Below are 19,849 nucleotides of genomic sequence, written 5' to 3'. Positions count from 1 at the left end.
CCCGCAGTCGCGAATGGAAGGCGGCTCTGATGGGTGCCGCGTTGCCGACGTTGTTGTTGATCCTGGCCGGGGTGCTCGCGGGTGGCACCTGGTCGCTCTACCGGCAGGGCGCGCCGAAGGGGGCCGTGCTGATCACCGCGGTGCTCGCGGTGCTCGCCACGGCTGCCGGGGTGCTGCGGCTGCTGCCGGAGAACGGGTGATCGGGGTGGCGACATGAGTGACGTGGTGGTGCTCGACTACGGCTCGGGCAACCTGCGCTCGGCGGAGCGGGCGCTGGCCGCCGCCGGTGCGGATGTCCGGGTGACCGACGACCTGGCCGCGGCGGCTGCCGCGGACGGTCTCGTGGTGCCGGGTGTGGGTGCGTACGCGGCGTGCATGGCGGGGATCGAGGCGCTCGGCGCTGGCCCGGTGATCGCCGAACGGGTGGCCGCTGGCCGGCCGGTGCTCGGCATCTGCGTGGGCATGCAGGTGCTCTTCGAGCACGGCGACGAGCACGGGGTGGTGACCAAGGGGTTGGGGCTGCTGCCCGGCGGGGTGACCAGACTGGCGGCCACCAGGTTGCCGCACATGGGCTGGAACACGGTCCGGGCCCCCCGCGAGTCGGTGTTGTTCGCCGGGTTGGCGGAGCAGAGCCGGTTCTACTTCGTCCATTCGTACGCGATGGGCGATCCGGCGGCGCTTGCCGCCGCCGGTGCCACGGTGACCACCGCCCACCACGACACGGATTTCGTCGCCGCGGTGGAGCGGGGCTCGTTGTCGGCGGCCCAGTTCCACCCGGAGAAGTCCGCCGACACCGGTGCCGCGCTGTTGCGCAACTGGCTCGCCACGTTGTCAAACGGTGGCTGAGCGTCGTCGCGCGGTGCCCGACCGGCGGGTGCCGCGGTGAGCCGTGAGCGCGCCCGCCGACGGGCGGAGCGGGAAGCGGAGCAGGCCCGGGAGCGGGCGGTCCGGCAGCGCCAGGTCGCCCGCCGTCAGCGTCGCCGCGCGGTGGTGCGTGGCTTGACGCCGCGGCTGCGGCGGGGTCGCTCCGGGCGGCTGGCCCGGCACACCCGGGGTGAGCGGGCGGCGATCGTGCTGCTCACCGGCGCGGCGTTGATCCTGATCTGGTCGTTCGTCGACAACATGGCGTTGCGTATCGCGCTGATCGTGCTCTTGCTGCTCGTACTGCCGGCGATCGTGGTGATCGCCCTGGACCGTCGTACCTGACCGAGGAGAAGACTGTGAGCCTGACCCTGTTGCCCGCCGTGGATGTCGCCGACGGCCGGGCCGTCCGGCTCGTCCAGGGTGCCCTCGGAAGCGAGAGCACCTACGGCGACCCGTTGGACGCCGCGCTGGCCTGGCAGCAGGACGGTGCGGAGTGGATCCACCTGGTCGACCTGGACGCGGCGTTCGGGCGGGGCACCAACGCGCACCTGCTCGCGGAGGTGGTGCGCCAGTTGGACGTCAAGGTGGAGTTGTCGGGTGGCATCCGCGACGACGAGTCGCTGCGCGCCGCGTTGGGCACCGGGGCGGCCCGGGTGAACATCGGCACCGCCGCCCTGGAGGACCCGGTCTGGTGTGACCGGGTGGTCGCGGAGTACGGCGACCGGGTGGCCATCGGGCTTGACGTGCGGGGCCACACCCTGTCGGCGCGGGGGTGGACCCGGGACGGCGGTGACCTGTACGAGGTGCTGGAGCGGTTGGACAAGGCGGGCGCGAGCCGGTACGTGGTCACCGACATCACCAAGGACGGCACGATGCGCGGGCCGAACCTGGATCTGCTGCGCGAGGTGTGTGCCCGCACCGACCGGCCGGTGATCGCCTCGGGCGGGGTGTCCACCCTGGACGACCTGCGGGCGTTGGCGACCCTGGAGTCGGTCGGGGTGGAGGGCGTGATCGCCGGTAAGGCGCTCTACGCGGGCGCCTTCACGGTGGCCGAGGCGCTGCGGACGCTGGCCGAGGCGTGACGGTCACCCGGCTGGGGTCCGGTGGCCCGTGGGAGCAGCACTACGGCTACTCCCGGGTGGTCCGGGCCGGTGACCGGGCCTTCACCGCGGGCTGCACGTCGACCGTGGACGGCCAGGTGGTGCACGTCGGTGACGCGGCCGCGCAGACCGCGCAGGCGCTGCGGGTCGGGCTGGCCGCGCTCGCCGAGGTGGGTGCGGAGCCAGGCGACGTGGTCCGGACCAGGATGTACGTGACGGACCGGTTGCACGCCGACGAGGTGGGCCGGGCGCACAACGTGGTCTTCGGTGCGGTCCGGCCGGCGGCGACCCTGGTGGTGGTGGCCGCTCTGCTGCACCCGGAGCATCTGGTGGAGGTCGAGTTGGAGGCGTACCTCGGCGAGCGCTGAGGGACCCGCGACGGCCCGGTGGTCGATCGCCGGCCCGATAAGTTGTGCACAACTTAATTGTGGGCTACAGTTCAACGGTGACCGATGACCTGGTGCTGCGCCGGCAGGTGTGCTTCGCGCTCTACGCCGCGTCGCGCGCACTCACCGACGTCTACCGGCCGATCCTCGACGAGGTCGGGTTGACCTACCCGCAGTACCTGGTGCTGCTGGTGCTCTGGGAGCGCCCCGACGACGCCCCCACGGTCTCCGAGCTGGGCGCCGAGCTGCGACTCGACTCCGGCACGCTCTCCCCGCTGCTCAAGCGGCTGGAGGGGGCGGGCCTGGTGGTGCGTCGGCGGTCGGCCCGCGACGAACGGCGGGTCGAGGTCGGCCTCACCGAGCAGGGCCGGTCGCTGCGCGAGCAACTCTGCGACGTCCCGTTGCGGATCGCGCAGGCGACCGGGCTGGGTCTCGGTGAGCTGGTCGCGCTTCGCGACACCCTCACCCGGGTCACCGACACCATCCATCGACAGAAGGAGCAGTGACCACCATGCAGGTTCTCTACACCGCATCCGCGACCGCCAGCGGCGACGGCCGGGACGGCCACGTCGAGACCTCCGACGGCACCTTCGCCCTCGACCTGGCCGTGCCGAAGGAAATGGGTGGCGCGGGTGGCGCGGCCAACCCCGAGCAACTCTTCGCCGCCGGCTACGCGGCCTGCTTCCACAGCGCGCTGCGCCTGGTTGCCCGGCGGGCCAAGGCCGACGTGACCGGTTCCGTGGTCGGCGCCGAGGTGGGCATCGGCCCGAACGGCAGCGGCGGTTTCGGGCTCACCGTGCAGCTCGTCGTCGACCTGCCGGCCGTGGCCCGCGAGGCCGCCGAGCAGATCGTCGAGCAGGCCCACCAGGTCTGCCCGTACTCCAACGCCACCCGCGGCAACGTCGACGTCACGCTCACCGTTCGCGAGACCCTGCCCGCCTGACACCGCGTCGCAGCCCCCATCCGCGGACGAGAGGACGACCACCCCGTGACCAGCAACCGCGAGATCCACCTGGCCAGCCGCCCCCAGGGCTGGCCCACCGACGACAACTTCCGACTCGTCGAGACCGACGTCCCGACGCCCGGGCCGGGCCAGATCGTGGTCCGCAACCAGTACATGTCCGTCGACCCGTACATGCGTGGACGGATGAACGACGTCAAGTCGTACGTGGCGCCGTTCGCGCTCGACGCGCCGCTCGACGGTGGCGCGATCGGCGAGGTGGTGGCCAGCGAGGCGGCGGAGATCGCCGTCGGCGCCACCGTCCTGCACGGGCTGGGCTGGCGGGAGTACGCGCTGCTCGACGCCACCGCCGCCCGCCCGGTCGACCCCGGTGTCGCCCCGGCCACCGCGTACCTGAGCGTGCTCGGGATGACCGGGCTGACCGCGTACGCCGGGCTGCTCGAGGTGGCCGCGATGAAGCCCGGCGAGACGGTCTTCGTCTCCGCCGCGGCCGGCGCGGTGGGCAGCCTGGTCGGCCAGATCGCCAAGCTCAAGGGCGCCGGCCGGGTGGTCGGCAGCGCCGGCTCGCCGGCCAAGGTCGAGCGGCTGCTGGCGCTCGGCTTCGACGCGGCCTTCGACTACCACGACGGGGTCCGTGAAGGGCTTCGGGCGGCCGCCCCGGACGGTGTCGACGTCTACTTCGACAACGTCGGCGGTGACCACCTGGAAGCCGCGATCTCGGCCATGAACCTGCACGGACGGGCCGCCATCTGCGGCATGATCGCGCAGTACAACGCCACCGAGGCGCCGGCCGCGCCGCGCAACCTGGCGCTCGTCATCGGCAAGCGGCTCACCCTGCGCGGCTTCCTGGTCAACGACCACAACGACGTGCGGGCGGCGTTCGTCCGGGACGTCGCGGGCTGGCTGCGCGACGGCTCGCTGTCCTACGACGAGACGATCGTGGACGGCATCGAGAACGCCCCGGCCGCGTTCCTCGGCCTGCTGCGCGGCGACAACCTCGGCAAGATGCTCGTCAAGGTGTGACGCACAACTCGTCTACGGCGGTCGACCCGATCGGGTCGACCGCCGTCGCGCGTGCGGAGGATAGGCTCGCGGCATGACGGTGGCGGTACGGGTGATCCCCTGTCTGGACGTGGACGCCGGGCGGGTGGTCAAGGGGGTCAACTTCCTCGACCTGCGCGACGCCGGCGACCCGGTGGAGCTGGCCGCCGCGTACGACCGGGCCGGTGCGGACGAGTTGACCTTCCTCGACGTCACCGCGTCCTCCAGTGACCGGGGCACCATGCTCGACGTGGTGCGCCGCACCGCCGAGTCGGTGTTCATCCCGCTGACCGTCGGTGGCGGTGTCCGACAGGTCGCCGACGTCGACACGCTGCTGCGCGCCGGGGCCGACAAGGTCGGCGTGAACACCGCCGCCATCGCCCGTCCGGAGCTGATCGCCGAGATCGCCGACCGGTTCGGCCGGCAGGTGCTCGTGCTCTCCCTCGACGTACGACGGGCCCCCGACGGCGTGACGCCGAGCGGCTTCGAGGTCACCACCCACGGCGGCCGACGTGGCACCGGCATGGACGCCGTGCGGTGGGCGGCCCGCAGCGCCGAGTTGGGCGCCGGCGAGATCCTACTCAACTCGATGGATGCCGACGGCACCAAGGCGGGCTTCGACCTGGAGCTGATCGCCGCGGTGCGGGCGGTGGTGGACGTGCCGGTGGTGGCCAGTGGCGGCGCGGGCGAGGTGGCCCACTTTCCGCCCGCGATCGGCGCCGGCGCGGACGCGGTGCTCGCCGCAAGTGTCTTCCACTTCGGCGAGCTGACCGTCGCCGAGGTCAAGGACGCGCTGCGCGGCAGCGGCCACCCGGTGCGCTAGCCAGGCGGGACCACCGTCCGCGCCGGGCCCAGGTGGTACGCGTCGTGCGCGATCAGATTCGCGAACGCCCCCGCCCATGCCCAGCACCGGGCGCAGGTGCCGAGGGCAAGGGGTGGACATCACCGGAAGGGCAGACACAGATCCCGTCGATCCCGTCGGAAACTGCTGCGCCAGGTGGACTGACACGTCGAGCGCGGTCGATAAGCCCGAGCTCCCCATTCGCGACCGAACTGCGGGATGCCCGTGCGCGCCTACGCCTCGGATAGCGTCCCGGTCACCTCGTGACCGTCGCCGTCGGTCGCCAACGCGAACCATGAGATCGGGGCAGCGCCCACCGTGGTCGGCGCGGCGCGCCGTACTCCTGAAGCGCCTGGTCGACGGCGTGGCAGACGCCCATACTTGATGATCGTGGTGCCGGCCTCTTGGCGTCCGAGGCACGGCTCGACTTCACCGCACGTCACACACTCTCCGGACGGTCGGACCGTCAGGTGGCGTTCGAGTTCCGCCTGGGCTCGTTCGACCTCTTCCAGTGCCACGCTGGCCAGATAGGTCGTGCTCACCACGGCCTCGACGATGGCGTTAAGCGCAAGGCGCATATCCGAACGAGTGCCGGTCTAGGGCTTGGGCCGAGCGACGTGCCGTATACCCGCAACGCCGGACCTTCCCCGTTCAACGAACCGTGGCCGTGCATCTGGAGCTGGTCACCGACACGGGTGACTTGTGGAGTCAGATCACTGCGTCCGCGCACGTAATCCTGCTCCCCGACCTCGATCACGTCGCATAGCGATTGAGGCCCCGGCCAGATCGAGCGCCACGGAAAGCGGATCATTCGCCGTAGCTGGGAGGTAGCCCTGGTCTAACCCGCTCGCCTTTATCAACGGGCGTAACGCCTCTTGGTGTTCGACCGCGACAGCCGGGTGATTGATGAGGTCGCGTGCCGCGTTGGCGTCCTCGTCGTGGATCGCATCTGCCACCACTTGTTTGGTCAGGTTGTCTACAACCTCAATTGGCATGCCCGCCGAAAGGTCCAGGGCCGTCAGTCCGAGGCGGACGCGGAACACTGCGAGCCCGGGAGTTCGCGGTACGGCTGACACTCGCTCGATGAGGTCAGCGTGGTCGACGGCGACCGCCCCCAGGGCCGACTCCTGCCAGGTGTTGAGGAGCCCATGCACCGCTTGCTCCCACGGCGCCTCGATCTCGGTGGCCGCGAGGAGGGCCGCGGCTGGCGGCCCTTCGTCTTGCAGGAGATGAGCGATGATCGCGACCTGTCGTCCATCAAGGAGGGTCGGTCCGATCCCGTCGTATCGGCGTAAGTGGTTCACGGCGTCGTCCCACCGTCCGGCAAGGGTGAGGGCACGGGTTCCGTCGGAGAGCAGGATGCCGCGCAGCCAACCGATGATGTGGTTGAGCTCTTCGGGATCGGCGGGAAGCTGTCGAGGATGTAATTCCAGGTCGTCCAGAGAAGCGGGAGTGCCGCCGACGATGGCCGTGTACAGGTGGGTGAGTAGGCGGTACGCGCCGTCGCCGTCGCCGCCACGAATGCGCAGGCGAGCGAGGTTGACGACTGGTTCGAGAGCGAAGCGGGCCGTGTAGCCGTTCAGCGGGGCTTGGCTGAGGTAGAGGCTGGCGTGGCGGCGGCACCAGGCGCGGGCAAGACTGGTGTCTCCGCAGTCGGAGGCGATGAGGGCCGCCCCGTTGAACACCATGGACGCCTTGTCCGGGTCGCTCTCGCGGTGTGCGGTCTCGGCAAGCCTGACGAGCCGGTCTACCCGAGCGTCCAGTGGTTTGGCGGGTGGTCGCTTGCGGGCGACGAGAGGGAAGCGGGCCGCGATGGTGGCGGCACGAGATGGAGTCATGGTGTCCTCATCCGCTGCGGAAGGCCGCATGTGGGCAACGAGGTGTGTTCAGGTCGTACGTGACGGCTCAGCTGCGCGCGTCCACCGGGGCCGCCCCGGTCTGAAGGCGGTCAGAAGGAGATTGTGAGGATCGTGTCGGCTCGGCTGATGTCGCCGTGGTCGGCGGGCCGGGTTCCTGCGCGGTGCGCGGCGACGGTGGGCTGGTTGGGGCGGTTCGCCTCGTCCCATTGGTCGAGCAGGTTGGTCAGTTCGGCGGCGAGCGTGTTGGCGTTCGGGCCGTGGGCGATTGCGCCGAGTTCGTGGTGGCCGTTGCCCGCCTCCTGGAAGGCGAGGTAGGCGATGGTGCCGCCGTGGTAGATGGCGGCACCGGCCCACCGGTAGGCGGGGGTGACTAGTCCGCTGGTGCGGGCGGTATCGCCGACGCCGAGGCGGCCGAACGGCTTGTTGGCGTGCACGAGGAGCCACAGGTCGAGGTGGCCGATCGGGTCGGCGTCGCTGACCTGGATGCCGGTCCAGCGCTCAAGCCGGGGGTGACTCAGAGCCTTGGCGAGCGCGGTGCGGTCGGGCTGGTCGGCGGCGTCGAGTTTGAGGACCACGTCGGTGTCCAGGCGTACGTGGTGGTCGGTGTGTTCGGTGCTGCCGCGCATGGGGACGAATCCGCAGACCAGCGGCGTTGTGGTGCTGACGAGCTGGAAGGTGCCGATGCGGTCGAAGGCGAAGCATCGGGTCAGGCCGCTCTCGTGAACGCGCAGGGGCACGACGATGCGGCCGTGGTCGGAGAGTTGTTCCCACCAAGCGGCGGAGATGTCCCACGCTCCGGCGGTGACGATGATCCGGTCGTAGGGCGCGTGATGGGGGTCGCCGAAGGCTCCGTCGCCGCAGATCACCTTCACGGTGTCGTAGCCGGCGCGGTCGAGGCTGGCGCGGGCGCCGCCGGCGAGGTCCTGGTCGAGTTCGATGGTGACGACCGTGCCGCCGGGGCTGGTCAGTTCGGCGAGCAGGGCGGCGTTGATGCCGCTGGCCGCGCCGATCTCCAGGACGCGGTGGCCGGGTTGCGGGGCGAGTTGTTCGAGCATGTCCGCGACGAGGCTGGGGCTCGACGCGGACGACAACGCGGCACCGCTGGGGTCTCGTTTGGTGACGATCTGGCGGCGGGTATAGACGGTTTCCAGGTCGACACCGGGAAGGAACTGCTCGCGGTGCACCTTACGGAACGCGTGCGCGACGGTGGCGGATCGGATGTGGCCGCGCTGTTCGAGCGTGCTGGCGAGTTGTTCGCGCAACGTCGCTGCACTCGACGTTCCCGGTGCGGTGGGGGAATTGTTCACTGCATTGACCCTACTTCCGATCTTGGCGGCAGGTTGATAGCCGGATGGGGTGTCGAACTGGTGGTGGAAGGCGGCGGTCACGGCCGCCGTCGCGAGTAGCCAGGTGTCAACGGCGGAGGTGCCGAGCCGGTTGAACAGGAACACAAGGTGGTGGGTCAGCACCTCGCGTAGGTCGCGGGTCAGCGCGCCGTGTCGGTCAAGGAAGCCGAGATCCCTGCCCGCCTGCTCGTGGGCTTGTGGCCATCGCGGGGTGATGACCAGAGGGCTTCTGGCTGTGTCGTCGGCTGCGGTGAGTAGGCGCTGCACGGCCGCGATGAGCCGTGGGCTCGGCGCGGGGGCGTTCGGCTGGTGCCGGCGCGAGGCGAGAAGCCGCCAGACGTCGCCCTGCTCGAAGAACTCCAGTCCGGCGGCGTGCATGAGGCGAGTGGCGAGCAGGACGCCGAGTTCACGCCGATGGGTGCCGCCGGTGGTGGCGAGGTGGCCGAGGATGTGGCGGCTGTCCGCGTGGAAAAGGGTATGGGCGATCGTCATTGCCTGGTCCCCGCCGAAGGCGTACGCCTCGGGCCGGTAGACGGGCTCGGTGACACCGCGGATGCGGTCGTCGTCGGTGATGGCAGCGAGGAGGGCGTAGACCTGGGCGAGCCGGTCGCCGGGCAGGAGCCGTAGCCGCCACGTCTCGCTCTTACGGATGAACCAGAAGGCGGTGATCGCCTGGTGGTCTTCCGCAGCGGTGAGCTCAGGGGCGAGCCGCGTTGCGGCGAAATCCTCAGCGGTCTGCCAGTCCGAGAAGGTCAGGTTGATCTGGCGCCATCGGCTCACCGGCGCTACGCCTGGTGGCTCGGTGTCAGGTTCGGAATCGAGATCCACGACGCCCTCCTTGTCTAGTTGATCAGCAGGCTGGTGGCCCAGCGAATGTCGGTGCCGGTCGCGACGGTGTGCAGGGTGAGGGCGATCCCGGACGGGCCTGCGATCAAGCCGGATCGTGCCGGGGTGGTGTCCGTGGCGTGCCGGATCAGCAGGCGCGCGATCTGGGGCAGCTGCTTCTGGAGGCTGGTGGTGCGGGCGTCGGCGGCGGCGTACCAGGCCGTAGCGGCAAGCCCTGCCCAGCCGTGACACAACGACGGATCGACGATCCGGCTGAGTTGAAGGGGTTCGGCCAGGCAGCGGGTCAGGGCCTCTTCTGCCGCCTCTTGCCGGGCGGCGTCGTCGATAGCGATCCCGGCTAGCTGCTGGGCGCGGGCGACGCCGGGGGTGCCGTAGCACCAGGACGGCCGTGCCGGTCCGCTCATGGAGGGCTTCCCGGCGTGCAACTCAGCGACGGTGATTTTCTCCGGCCACCACGGTCCCGCAGGGCCTGTCTGTTGCCAGCAGTCGAGCCACGTGCAGATCCGGCGGATCGCCTCCGCATGCCCCGACACCCGGATGTCCTGCCGCATCGCCAGAGCCAGGAGGGCCAATGGGCCGGTGACGCCGTGCGCCATGCCGACGTTGGCATGCCCGCCCTGCTCCGAACCTTCGCGGTCGGCGGCGTCTGCGCTCCACCACCCCGGCGCGAACCGGCCCGCAGCGTCGTCGGTGTGCACCGGCTCGGTCAGCCGAACCAGGTACGCCAGCACCCGCCGGAGCAGATGTCCCTGCGGGGCACGGCGCAACAGGTGGGCGCCCAGGCCAGTCAGTCCGCGTACGAGGTCGAACTCCGACAGCGAGGGGCGGGCACCCGCCGTGAGGCGTGCCGTGGCAGCGGCCAGGCGGCGTTCCACCAGATCGTCGAGGGCATGATCAAGCGCGTCCAGGGCTGCTGAGTGAGAGTGCGGCATGGCTATGGTCAGCGCGTGGGTGACAGCGGGTGCGCCGAACCAGAGTCCGGCTCCGCTGCCGCTGTTCAGCGTGTCAGCGGTCGCGCGTCGCAGCCATGCATGGACCGGTTCCCACCCAGCGTGTCCTGTCTGCGCTCGCACCCCGTGCAGGAGTGCCACTCCGGCGGCACCACGGGACAGCGACTGGGCGTACCAGCGGGTGCTGCGTGGCCCGTAGTCGTCCGCTGCGAAGTCCGGGGGCGGCGGCTCGGTCAGGGTGTCGGTGATACATGCGGCCATCGCCTCTGCCGCCCGTAGCAACGGAGTCCTCAGCGGTGTTTCGATCATCGGGATGCTCCTACAGCGCGAACCCGGCGGCGCACCGCCGCCAGCGCGACATGGCGGGCCAACCGATACGTGAGCTGTTCAGCGTCTTCGTCGGGGCCGAGAGCGCGAATGACGTGCAGGTGTATCAGTGACGCGAGCACCGAGGCGGGGGTGAGCGGGCCGGCGACGGCGGACAGTTCGGCGGCGTACCGGGTTGCGGCCCTGGAGCGTTCCTGCCATGGATGCTGGATGGGCTCGGGAAGTTCGCTCGGGTCGAGGGCGACCGCTTGACGCAGCACGTCCCGCTGGACCGTTGCCTGCCCAGGCTGCTCGGGGCGCGCCACCAGCCACTCGCATCCGTCGATGCGGTTGCCGAGCATCGAGGCGGCCAGGTCGACCAAGCTCAAGGCGGTCAGTGCCTGCCGATCGATGCCAGACTCGGGCTGCACTGCCAACTGTGCCAGGGCTGCGGTGGAGTCGGCGGCGAACAATTTCTCGGCCGCTGCCAGCGCGGTACCGCAGCCGTAGCGACCAGACTCGGTGTAGTAGGTGTCCAGGCTCCAATCGCCGGCAAGGCGCTGCTGTCGGAGCCCGGCGACCCACCGCCCGACCCGTACCGCCGCGTCGCCGTAGTCGTCGGTGTGCAGTCGTAGTCGAAGCTGCGGGGTGGGACGTCGCATGCGCACGAACCACCACAGCGGCGGCTCGGGCCAGTCGGCGAACAGCGCGGGCAGCCCTCGCAGCACCAGGTCCATCGTCGAAGCATCGACGGCCAACGAAGCGGACAGCAGGCCACCGGCACCCGGTATGACCGGCTCGGGGGGAACGGGCGGAGGCCATGCGCCTCGCGCGGTAACCGCAGCCGGCGCGGCAGCGGGCTCAACCGTCGAGGCGACTGGCACGACGATCTCGTGGGCGCGGCCGGAGAGCCAACCGAAGTCCTCCGGGCTCGCCGCGTCCACCACGGTTACCGGTCCGGCACTGGCGTCCAGGTGGGCACGCAGCAGGCCACGATCCATGGACTGATCGAGGTGGAGCCGAAGCCGCTGGTCACCCTTACCGACCTGCACCCATGCCGGCAGCCGCAGCCGCGTCCGCAGCGCCTCCCAGGCCGACAACCATTCGCCGTCGCTTGCGTCCGCACCGGGCAGGGCCGTCGGATCGACCCGCCACCGGGCCGCCACCAGGAGGACGCGCCCGTGCCTCAACGCGGGTCGAAACGGCAGGCAGGACGCCGCACCCCAATCGAACGGTTTCAGCCGGGCATCCGTGGCTCGCGGCAACTCCAGGAGGAACCGGCCGAGCAGCGGCATCGTGTGTACGGCGGCGGCATGCGCCACTGTCGGCTCCACCACCCGCCGCCGCGACATCGACACCAGCACCAGCCGATCGCGGCCGGCGGTCACACCGAGGTCGTCGAGGCCAACTACGTTCTCGGTCACGGGTCGGTGCTCGGCGAGGCTGATCAGCCACGGGAGTACCTGCCGGGAGTTGAGCACGTTCTGGCTGTGTAGCTTGCGCGGCGGGAAGCTCAGCTGCGCCGGCATGCCCCCGGCCACTGCGACCGGAAGGCAGGCGAACTCCCGGCACATCAACTCCCGATCGGCGTAGGGCAGCCCGTCGAGGAACCGCCCGCTCGTCGCCATCGCCGAGCGGCCCATTCCGGTCAGCGCGACGGTGAACCGTCCCTGTGCCAGCGCCTCCAGCGAGACCGCTCGGACCTCTACCGAAACGTCGACGTGAGGGCTGACAGGCCCAGTTACATGGCCAGTGCCGCCGAGCCATTCGACGGCCGCGTCATCGAGAACCACCTCACGAGCACCGGCGATCACCGCCTGCTGAGCCATCGCGAGGAGGCGCTCGTCACGGCCGGAGAGCAGAACCGCAGGCGCCTTGCCCACACTGGCGAGGTGTGCTGGGAAGCCCAACCCGACTAGCGGATCTACCAGCCGAGCGAGTGGCACCACAGCCGTCATCCCGTAGCGGTCGACGAACCGGGCACGGTACGCACGCCACTCTGGCCGCCCCGCCGGATCTGGCGTCAGCCGTCGTAGCACCTCCACCGATGCGGCGATCTCGGCGGCGACCTGCTCCGGCAGGGCGACCTGATCCGCGAGCTGAAGATCCACCGCGAGCGGCTGGGTGGCCGGTGCCACGCTGCGCATTTCGTCGGCGAGCCCACGAAGGTACTTCGCGTTTCCTGCGCTGGTACCACGGAGATAGCGATGCAGCGAGCGCAGTTCGGCCCGAAGTGCTCGCTGTCCCTCAGGATCACCGTCGAACATCGCATCGAGGGTGTCCAGGACATGCCTGATCAGGTCCGTGCACGTCGACGGGGGTCGAAGAGCGGAGATCAACAGGCCGTGGTCCACCAGGCCGGCAACCATCGCGTCAGCGGACGCGCGTGGAAAGCCTGGAAACGCAGTAGCGACCGTGTCGACCAGCTCACCCCACGGCAACGGGGTGGGGGTGAGTGACATCGCCAGCCGTACCGCTGCGGTGCTCCTGACCGAGGTCGACTCCGTACGTGCAGAGGCGTGCGGCCGGCGCGCCACGACGATCCGAGGTCCGTTCACCAGCGCCAGGTTGTTCGCCTGCACCGGCAGACGGCGGCGTACGTCGGGCTCAGCTTCCAGGCGCGCGATCAGGGACGCGAGCCAACTCGCGTCCGGCCGTACCCGGATCGCGGGCCGCCCTGCCGGCACCACCGCAGCCACCGTATCGAACCGAAGAGCCGCCACCCCCGAGAACAACCCGAAGGGCGTCGCACGCCGCTTTGCCCGGACCAGGTACCGCGCCAGCGCCAGCGCCATCCGCCACCCTCGGTCCGGCGTGGTGCACCCTGTGGCGAGTACCGCTTCTACGCGAGCAGCGAACTCGGGGCTGGCGGCCCAGACAGCTTCGGCCAGGCCGACCTTCCGCCACGTCGCTTGCAACCAGTTCGCGATACCGGCGGCGTCGCTCCGGTCCGGCCAAGGCGCAGGGCCGTCGGGCCAGGTGTGAGCGGCAATGCGGATCGTCGCGGCATCGACCGACTGAAACATGAGGCATCCTCCTTCCGTTACGAAGCGCTCCTGCGGGGACATGGCTGGTTGTGGGGGTGCCGGTTCCGGCAGGCATCGGGGGATCGCCTGCCAGAACCAGCGGGGGTGTTCGGTCAGCAGTCGCTGCCCTTCACGGTGTCGCAGCCGTCGTCCGTGTCGGCCAGCAGCGCCGCGGCGACCGGACCCTCCGTGACGATCTGCACGTCGAGCTCGAACGGGTCGTTGCTGACGGCGAGCAGGCTGTTCATGGAAGCCTCCAATGGGACTGGGATGTTGGGTGGGCAGGTAGCCCCCGCAGCTACCGGCACGTTGGCTGGCGGATCGATCCGTCTTCCTAAACGGCGTCCATGAGAACTCGCGACGATCGGCCTGCCCGCCGCCACGCCCTCATTGGCAGTGACAGCGGGCAGGGGCCCCAGGTATGCCGGATGGCGATCAGCGCTCGTGGCGTCGATGCCGCCCCCCCCCGCACCTCGGACGTGGGGGGGTCCGCCGCGAAACTGTCGCCCCGTGCCCCCACTTCAAGCCGTACACACATCGCTTGTTGTGCTTCCACGATCGCGGTTCTTGGGTAGCCCCGGGAACACCGGCCAATAGGGAAAGTTGGGGGGAGACTTACCGGTCGCCGCACGGTTGTTCCGCGTCGAGATGGGACCACGCCAGGCCCTCTACGCGGCCCTGGAAGCAGGTGCGGAGCACATCGCCGAGTGCCACATCACCCTGCTGCCGGGCCTGTTGCAGATCCCGGTGTATACCGAGGTCCGCGCGGTGGCAGATCGTGCTGCCTACCCCCGGAGATTCACGGTGGAGCGAGCATTGGAAGCCCGAGCTGCCCGGCAACGGGTCCTGGACAGACCCGGCGGACCCACCTACGAAGTAATCATCGATGAGCTCGCGATCCGTCGGCACGCCGCACCGCCGGAGGTCGTCCGCGCGTAGCTCGATCACTTGATCAACGTCGGTCACGAAAAGCAGAAGACCACGATCCAGGTACTGCGGCTGACCACGCGCATCGCGGGCAACGCGGTACCCCGGATGTCGTACTTCAGCTACCGATACCCCGACCCGAGCGATCCGGTGGCCGTCGCGGTCGACACCATCACCAGCGACCTCGTCCTCACCGACCCGGACGAGGTTGCCAACTGCACCTCCCTGCGAGCGCCTGCGTTCCGCGGCCCTCAGCCCCGCCGACAGCCTCGACTTCCTCGCCAGCGTGGCGGAGGAACTGCCCGACTACACCGGGAGATGACCAGGCACCCCGAGACGTTTACCAACTGGCGGACGTCCAGCCGCTTCGGAGGTGGCGACAACTGCATCGAGGTCGCCTTCGCGCTCGACGGCACCGTGGGCATGCGGGACTCGAAGGACCGGACGTGACCAGTGCTGGGGTTCACTAGGAGGAGTGGACGGCGACGCGGGCATGAAGCGGGAGTCGCGCTCTACTGTCGACCTGTCGTCTGCTCAGCGCGTCGAGAAGAGCGCCTGCTCTATGTGCTCGAAGATGTCCGAGTCCGTCTCTTGGTGCCACTCCGGCATGTCTGACCAGTCGGCTACGTAGGAAGCCTTCGGGTTGGGAAAGTGTCTGAATATCTGCCCAATCCAGCACAGGGCGACGAAGCGTCCCTTCTGCTCACGGGTCAGCTTCGTGGTTGCGCGGTCGGCTGCCTCGATAAACTGGCGGACCTGCTCATACACGGCAGCGGCACTCTCCCGTTCCCATTCGGGCGTATCTTCCCAGGGCGTGACGTAGCCCGGTTTCGGTTCGCCGGGGTAGTGCTTGCGGACTCCCGCGACCCATGCCTCGCGGAACACGCGCCCTGGTTCTTCGACCTGCACGCTGGTCCTCCCTCTGGTCGTGTCAGTTCCCTGCCCCTGTTAGGGCGCTGATCTGGCGGTTGAGATGCCGCACGTGAGTGTCGGCAAGGAACGGCCGCAAGCGGTGGTGTAGTTGGTTGAGTTTGGAGCCGACCACGCCAGAGCCACTGTGGCGGGCAGTGTCGAGGGCGGCGTTGCCGTAAAGCACGATCTGGTGTACGTCACTACGTTGGACTCCGACCAAGGCGAGGTCGGTCAGAACGGTTCCGCGTCGTCGCGTGGAGAGGGTCTGAGACAGAGCGCCGGACAGCACCGGCTCGGCCAGGTCTGGGCGCCTCAACTCGACGTAGCAGGCTCCGCGTTCCTCGGCGAGCCGGGAGCCGTCGAAGCGCAGCCAACCGCCGTTGTGCACTCGGCCGGGCAGGTGGTTGACCTCCTCAGCTTGGTCGAGCGCCTGCCGGCATCCGCTGAGGTCGCCGAGGCCCGCGAGAGCCTGTGCCTGCACAGTTCGTGCCCAGTGCCGGGTCGACAGCGCGCTGTCTCCGTTCTGGGCCAGGTCGGCGGCAACGGCCAGCATCGGTGCGGCGTGCCGGAAGTCGCGCTCGTAGACGCTGATGAAGGCGTGACGGATCATCGCGCATGCCCAGAGGTCGTAGGCAGCGGCTTCTCGCGCGGCGGTCGCTGCCAGGGTGTAGCAGTGCGCGGCCTCGCTGTACGCGTTCGCGTCGAAGGCGACCTCGCCGGCGAGCTGGAGCAGGTCAGCGGTGACCCCGCAAAGCTGACGGTGTACGGGTGTCGTGTGGGATCGGCGCAGGTTGGCGGTGAGCGTGGTCAGCTGACGGTTGACCAGCGGTGATACTGCCGCCTTGGACTCAGCTGCACCGAAGGCCGCCCACAGCTGGGCGTTCAGCCCCTCGTACTCGTCGAGGGTCACTGGGTTTAGTCGCCTGTTCCCGTCACTGAAGGAATCGATGCGCGCCCAGTCGAGCTGGCTGCCCGGGACGGGCGCGGCCAACAGCGCACCTGTCAGGCTCAGCAGGCGTAGCAACTCGCGGCGGTTCATATCGCCAGTGTCCGTGATCTCCTCGCCGATCAGCGACTCGGCAGCGTGATCATCACCAGCGGTGAGTATCTCGCCAGGGGGTATCTGGTGCGCAACGGGATCAGAATGGCGTTGGCCACGGGTGATGTAGAAGCCCAGTTCAGCGTCGCGCGATGCCTTCAGCACCGCCCGGAATGCCTCCCGGGTCGTGGGCTTGGGCCAGCGGTGTTCTCCCCGCTCGAGCTTTCCGACGTGGTTGGCGTCCATGCTGGTTCTCGTACCGTGGTTGTCCCAGAGGTAGTTGTTGACCGCCTCGGCGACCTCCTGCCGGGACATCCGTCGGCCTGAACCACTCGGGGACAATAGTCGGCGGCGGGCGTCGCTGAGCAAGGTGTTGGGGCCGTCTGACGCACCCGACTTCGGTGTCAACCCATCACCGCCCGTCGAAACTTTGCTGGTAGTCCTCTCGGGCGGCCCTGCAAGACCGCTGCCACCCTCACGGCTGGTCTGCTGGACCTCGGCCTTTGTCCCTGCCGAACGAAGCGGTCACGGCCCGGTTTGCCGGAATGCCACGCCAGGATGCCAGCGTGGGTGCGTGATCACAAGACAAATTGCCCATCCCCGGCCGCCGCCACCGCGCCGAGCATCCCGACAACAGAGGTCAGTTACCGCCGGAGTGCCCCTCGGGTGACCGACGTGGGCTGGGGATCGACCGGACCGCGTACTCCTGAACGGCGGCCGCGTGGTCGGCCTCGTCCAGGATCCAGTCCGCGCTGCCGGGCGCGTGGCGCCGGGTCAACACACCCTGCACGGTGTCCACCATGGTCGCCACACCCGCGCGCGGGCGGGTACGCCACAACTGCTCACCCTCGGCGGTGATCCGGAACCAGCCGTCGGCGACGCTCACCAGGCCGGCGCCGACCAGCCGCCGGACCGCGGCCTCCACCTCATGTCGTTGCGGGATCGCGTGGTTGAGGTGATCGGCGGTGGAGAGCACGTCGGTCAGGCGGACACCCTCCGGCCGTCGACTCGTGGCCGACCGACGGTGCCGTCCTGCTCCGCTCGCGATCACGAGCGACACGAAGATCCAGGCGTCGTTCCAGCGCCAACCGTTCTCCCCCATGCACCGATGATGACGGCGCGCGTCGCGGAAGGGAACACCCACCCGCGAACCGGTACGTGGCAGCACCGCCACGTGCTGGTTCGAGGACGGTCGGTGAGGGTTCAGCCGGTGGGGGTTGCCGGCGCGGCGCTACCGGGCGGGGGAATGGCGCTGTTGGGCGCGGTCTCCTCCGGCACGGCGAACAGTGGGATGAAGAACTGGGCCAACGGGCCGATGGCCAACGCGTACGCGATGGTTCCCAGACCGACGGTGCCGCCGAGCAGCCAGCCCAGCGCCAGCACGGTGACCTCGATGACGGTGCGCACCAGCCGGACCGACCGGCCGGGGCGGCGGGCCACGTACCCGGTCATCAGGCCGTCGCGAGGGCCGGGGCCCAACCGGGCGCCGAGGTAGAGGGCGGTGGCGGCGCCGTTGGCGACGATCCCGGTGATCAGCATCGCGGTCCGGACGCTGAGCGGGCCACTTGCGGGCAGCAGGGCCACCGTGGCGTCCACCACCAGGCCGATCACCACGACGTTGCTGACCGTGCCGAGGCCGGGCCGTTGCCGCAGCGGGATCCAGAGCAGCAGGACCAGCGCGCCGACGGCGATGGTGACCGTGCCGAAGGAGAGCCCGGTCAGGTTGGCGAGCCCCTGGTGGAACACGTCCCACGGGTCGAGGCCCAGCTGGGAGCGGATCATCAGGGCCATGCTGACGCCGTAGAGCGCGAGCCCGAGGTAGAGCTGGACCAACCGTCGAACCGGCCGGTGCCGCAGATTGCCAAGCAGTGCCATGCATGCCACCCTAGGTGCCAATCCTCATCGAGGAAGAAGCCAATATCCAGGGAGTGGCTATGAACGGGCAGGTGCGCGGCGTCCAATTGGCCCGTCTGCTCGGGCAGTGGCATGCCCTGCCGGGCCGCCGACGCAGCCCCGACTACGCCGCGCTCGCTGGCTCGGTGCGCGGGCTGCTCGCCGACGGCCGGCTGCCGCTGGGCGTTCGCCTACCCGCCGAGCGGGAGCTGGCCGAGGCGCTGCGGATCAGCCGGACCACCGTCACCGCCGCGTACCGGCACCTGCGCGAGACCGGGCACCTGGCCAGCCGTCGGGGGGCCGGTAGCTGGACGATGCTGCCCGGCAACCACCGGGTGGCGAGCACCGGGCTGTGGACCCCGCTGGACGACCGGGAGATGCTCGACCTCGGCGTCGCGGCGCTGGCCGCACCGCCGCAACTGTTGTCGGCCGCCCAGGCCGCCACCGAGGACCTGCCCCGCTACCTGAGCGGGGCCGGTTACCACCCCACCGGCATCATCGAGCTGCGCGAGGCGGTGGCCGACGCGTACACCGCCCGGGGGCTGCCCACCTCGGCCGACCAGATCATGGTCACCAGCGGCACCCAGCACGCACTGGACCTGGTGCTACGGCTCGCCCTGACCCCGGGCGGCACCGTGCTTGTCGAGTCCCCGACCTACCCCAACGCCCTCGCCGCGCTGGCCGGCCGGCGGGCCCGGATCACCACCCACGGTCTGGCCGCGGACGCCGGCTGGGAGCCCGACCTGCTGCTGGGCAGTCTCCGACAGACCCGGCCCAAGTTGGCCTACCTGATCCCGGAGTTCCAGAACCCGACCGGGCACCTGATGCCCGCCTCGCTGCGCGAGCACGTGGTGGCCGCCGCGCACGCGGTCGGCACCGACCTGATCATCGACGAGTCCTTCGTGGACCTGGCGATGGACGGCACCGAGGTGCCACCCCCGGTCGCCACCTACGACCGGCACAGCCGGGTGGTCAGCATCGGTGGGATGAGCAAGCCCTACTGGGGCGGGCTGCGGATCGGCTGGGTGCGCGCGTCCGCGCCGCAGGTGCAGCGGCTGGCCGCCGTGCGGGTCGGGGTCGACATGGCCAGCCCGGTGCTCGATCAACTGGTGGCGGTGCACCTGCTCGCCGACGCCGAGGCCATCGTCGCCGACCGCCGCGTCCAGTTGGCCGTCCAGCGTGACGCCCTGCTCGGCGCGCTGGCGCACCGACTTCCGGAGTGGCGGGTCACCGTGCCCCGGGGCGGCGTGACGCTCTGGGCCGAGTTGGACGGCCCGGTCTCGAGCGCGCTGGCCCGGGCCGCCGAGGAGGTCGGCGTACGACTGGCGCCCGGCCCCCGGTTCGGCCTGGACGGCACCCTGGAGCGCTTCCTGCGGCTGCCCTTCACCCTGCCCGCGGCGGACCTGGTGGAGGCCGTCGGGCGGATTGCGGCGATCCGCTACGACCTGGACCGGACCGGCCGTCAGCGGTGGCGCGAGACGACCGTCATCGCCTGAGCGCCACGCTTGCCGGTGGCCCCGCGCCCCGAACGGGTGCGGGGCCACCGGCGACG

Annotated in this window: 20 protein-coding genes and 1 pseudogene; 12 read left to right on the top strand and 9 right to left on the bottom strand. The window is 70.1% G+C overall.

All coding sequences use genetic code 11. The annotated features are described in order from the left end of the window. The 9 genes from AB0C15_RS22415 to hisF all read left to right on the top strand — a co-directional run. Window positions 1–200: hypothetical protein (locus AB0C15_RS22415; RefSeq protein ID WP_357354961.1), on the top strand; the 200-nt coding region annotated here is incomplete at its 5' end. 13 nt (window positions 201–213) lie between these two features. Then, the gene (gene hisH, locus AB0C15_RS22410) at window positions 214–846 is read left to right on the top strand and encodes an imidazole glycerol phosphate synthase subunit HisH (protein WP_357354853.1); all 633 of its coding nucleotides are present in this window, start codon (window positions 214–216) and stop codon (window positions 844–846) included. A gap of 36 nt (window positions 847–882) precedes the next feature. Then, the gene (locus AB0C15_RS22405) at window positions 883–1,206 is read left to right on the top strand and encodes a hypothetical protein (RefSeq protein WP_357354851.1); all 324 of its coding nucleotides are present in this window, start codon (window positions 883–885) and stop codon (window positions 1,204–1,206) included. A 14-nt stretch (window positions 1,207–1,220) separates the two neighbouring features. After that, window positions 1,221–1,946: a bifunctional 1-(5-phosphoribosyl)-5-((5-phosphoribosylamino)methylideneamino)imidazole-4-carboxamide isomerase/phosphoribosylanthranilate isomerase PriA gene (priA, locus tag AB0C15_RS22400; RefSeq protein ID WP_357354849.1), complete on the top strand. Its 726-nt coding sequence runs from the start codon at window positions 1,221–1,223 to the stop codon at window positions 1,944–1,946. Then, a complete protein-coding gene (locus AB0C15_RS22395; RefSeq protein ID WP_357354847.1) occupies window positions 1,943–2,332 on the top strand; it encodes a RidA family protein in 390 nt (129 codons plus the stop codon). Before priA ends, AB0C15_RS22395 begins: the two co-directional genes overlap by 4 nt. Before the next feature lie 77 nt (window positions 2,333–2,409). After that, a complete protein-coding gene (locus AB0C15_RS22390) occupies window positions 2,410–2,856 on the top strand; it encodes a MarR family transcriptional regulator (RefSeq protein ID WP_357354845.1) in 447 nt (148 codons plus the stop codon). A gap of 5 nt (window positions 2,857–2,861) precedes the next feature. Beyond that, window positions 2,862–3,293 (top strand): organic hydroperoxide resistance protein, encoded by a 432-nt coding sequence (locus tag AB0C15_RS22385; RefSeq protein ID WP_357354957.1) that lies wholly within the window; start codon window positions 2,862–2,864, stop codon window positions 3,291–3,293. 45 nt (window positions 3,294–3,338) lie between these two features. After that, window positions 3,339–4,334 (top strand): NADP-dependent oxidoreductase, encoded by a 996-nt coding sequence (locus AB0C15_RS22380; protein ID WP_357354843.1) that lies wholly within the window; start codon window positions 3,339–3,341, stop codon window positions 4,332–4,334. 73 nt (window positions 4,335–4,407) lie between these two features. Then, window positions 4,408–5,175 carry an imidazole glycerol phosphate synthase subunit HisF gene (hisF, locus tag AB0C15_RS22375; protein WP_357354841.1) on the top strand — a complete coding sequence of 256 codons (768 nt, stop codon included), beginning with the start codon at window positions 4,408–4,410 and terminating at the stop codon, window positions 5,173–5,175. Window positions 5,176–5,906: 731 nt separating this feature from the next. Here hisF and AB0C15_RS22370 read toward each other — a convergent pair. From AB0C15_RS22370 to AB0C15_RS22350, 5 genes are all read right to left on the bottom strand, one after another. Continuing rightward, the gene (locus AB0C15_RS22370; RefSeq protein WP_357354839.1) at window positions 5,907–7,031 is read right to left on the bottom strand and encodes a hypothetical protein; all 1,125 of its coding nucleotides are present in this window, start codon (window positions 7,029–7,031) and stop codon (window positions 5,907–5,909) included. Between the two features lie 110 nt (window positions 7,032–7,141). Then, window positions 7,142–9,178 carry a methyltransferase, FxLD system gene (gene fxlM, locus AB0C15_RS22365; protein WP_357354956.1) on the bottom strand — a complete coding sequence of 679 codons (2,037 nt, stop codon included), beginning with the start codon at window positions 9,176–9,178 and terminating at the stop codon, window positions 7,142–7,144. A gap of 62 nt (window positions 9,179–9,240) precedes the next feature. Then, on the bottom strand, window positions 9,241–10,455 hold the full coding sequence (locus tag AB0C15_RS22360) for a lanthionine synthetase C family protein (protein ID WP_357354954.1): 1,215 nt from the start codon (window positions 10,453–10,455) through the stop codon (window positions 9,241–9,243). 44 nt (window positions 10,456–10,499) lie between these two features. Further along, on the bottom strand, window positions 10,500–13,526 hold the full coding sequence (locus AB0C15_RS22355) for a lantibiotic dehydratase (RefSeq protein WP_357354837.1): 3,027 nt from the start codon (window positions 13,524–13,526) through the stop codon (window positions 10,500–10,502). Between the two features lie 113 nt (window positions 13,527–13,639). Next, entirely contained in the window at window positions 13,640–13,774 is a 135-nt protein-coding gene (locus AB0C15_RS22350) for an FxLD family lanthipeptide (RefSeq protein ID WP_016815038.1), read from the bottom strand. A gap of 400 nt (window positions 13,775–14,174) precedes the next feature. On the opposite strand from AB0C15_RS22350, the gene AB0C15_RS22345 reads away from it, so the two are divergent. Together AB0C15_RS22345 and AB0C15_RS22340 are read left to right on the top strand one after the other, a co-directional pair. Beyond that, the gene (locus AB0C15_RS22345) at window positions 14,175–14,465 is read left to right on the top strand and encodes a Scr1 family TA system antitoxin-like transcriptional regulator (protein ID WP_357354834.1); all 291 of its coding nucleotides are present in this window, start codon (window positions 14,175–14,177) and stop codon (window positions 14,463–14,465) included. A gap of 306 nt (window positions 14,466–14,771) precedes the next feature. Then, window positions 14,772–14,900: pseudogene (locus AB0C15_RS22340) on the top strand (DUF397 domain-containing protein); the annotation flags it as partial. Window positions 14,901–14,987: 87 nt separating this feature from the next. Here AB0C15_RS22340 and AB0C15_RS22335 read toward each other — a convergent pair. The 4 genes from AB0C15_RS22335 to AB0C15_RS22320 all read right to left on the bottom strand — a co-directional run bounded on the left by AB0C15_RS22335 (window position 14,988) and on the right by AB0C15_RS22320 (window position 18,279). Further along, window positions 14,988–15,362 carry a hypothetical protein gene (locus AB0C15_RS22335; RefSeq protein WP_357354832.1) on the bottom strand — a complete coding sequence of 125 codons (375 nt, stop codon included), beginning with the start codon at window positions 15,360–15,362 and terminating at the stop codon, window positions 14,988–14,990. Window positions 15,363–15,384: 22 nt separating this feature from the next. After that, window positions 15,385–16,719: a transcriptional regulator gene (locus AB0C15_RS22330; protein ID WP_357354830.1), complete on the bottom strand. Its 1,335-nt coding sequence runs from the start codon at window positions 16,717–16,719 to the stop codon at window positions 15,385–15,387. 325 nt (window positions 16,720–17,044) lie between these two features. Then, window positions 17,045–17,506, bottom strand: coding sequence for a hypothetical protein (locus tag AB0C15_RS22325; protein ID WP_357354828.1), 462 nt, complete (start codon window positions 17,504–17,506; stop codon window positions 17,045–17,047). Window positions 17,507–17,607: 101 nt separating this feature from the next. Continuing rightward, a complete protein-coding gene (locus AB0C15_RS22320) occupies window positions 17,608–18,279 on the bottom strand; it encodes a hypothetical protein (protein ID WP_357354826.1) in 672 nt (223 codons plus the stop codon). Between the two features lie 59 nt (window positions 18,280–18,338). Here AB0C15_RS22320 and AB0C15_RS22315 point away from each other — a divergent pair, with 59 nt between their 5' ends. After that, complete coding sequence (locus tag AB0C15_RS22315) at window positions 18,339–19,793, top strand: PLP-dependent aminotransferase family protein (protein ID WP_357354825.1); 1,455 nt, start codon at window positions 18,339–18,341, stop codon at window positions 19,791–19,793. The last annotated feature ends 56 nt before the right edge of the window (window positions 19,794–19,849 follow it).

Origin of the sequence: Micromonospora sp. NPDC048835 (genome assembly GCF_040649995.1) — a bacterium.
Classification (GTDB): Bacteria; Actinomycetota; Actinomycetes; order Mycobacteriales; family Micromonosporaceae; genus Micromonospora.
This window is presented reverse-complemented; position numbering and strand designations above follow the sequence as displayed.

Coding starts and splice junctions, on each gene's coding strand:
- hisH (WP_357354853.1), top strand. CDS start 214: ATGAGTGACGTGGTGGTGCTCGACTACGGCTCGGGCAACCTGCGCTCG.
- AB0C15_RS22385 (WP_357354957.1), top strand. CDS start 2,862: ATGCAGGTTCTCTACACCGCATCCGCGACCGCCAGCGGCGACGGCCGG.
- hisF (WP_357354841.1), top strand. CDS start 4,408: ATGACGGTGGCGGTACGGGTGATCCCCTGTCTGGACGTGGACGCCGGG.
- AB0C15_RS22370 (WP_357354839.1), bottom strand. CDS start 7,031: ATGACTCCATCTCGTGCCGCCACCATCGCGGCCCGCTTCCCTCTCGTC.
- AB0C15_RS22360 (WP_357354954.1), bottom strand. CDS start 10,455: ATGGCCGCATGTATCACCGACACCCTGACCGAGCCGCCGCCCCCGGAC.
- AB0C15_RS22355 (WP_357354837.1), bottom strand. CDS start 13,526: ATGTTTCAGTCGGTCGATGCCGCGACGATCCGCATTGCCGCTCACACC.
- AB0C15_RS22350 (WP_016815038.1), bottom strand. CDS start 13,774: ATGAACAGCCTGCTCGCCGTCAGCAACGACCCGTTCGAGCTCGACGTG.
- AB0C15_RS22345 (WP_357354834.1), top strand. CDS start 14,175: ATGGGACCACGCCAGGCCCTCTACGCGGCCCTGGAAGCAGGTGCGGAG.
- AB0C15_RS22330 (WP_357354830.1), bottom strand. CDS start 16,719: ATGTCCCGGCAGGAGGTCGCCGAGGCGGTCAACAACTACCTCTGGGAC.
- AB0C15_RS22325 (WP_357354828.1), bottom strand. CDS start 17,506: ATGGGGGAGAACGGTTGGCGCTGGAACGACGCCTGGATCTTCGTGTCG.
- AB0C15_RS22320 (WP_357354826.1), bottom strand. CDS start 18,279: ATGGCACTGCTTGGCAATCTGCGGCACCGGCCGGTTCGACGGTTGGTC.
- AB0C15_RS22315 (WP_357354825.1), top strand. CDS start 18,339: ATGAACGGGCAGGTGCGCGGCGTCCAATTGGCCCGTCTGCTCGGGCAG.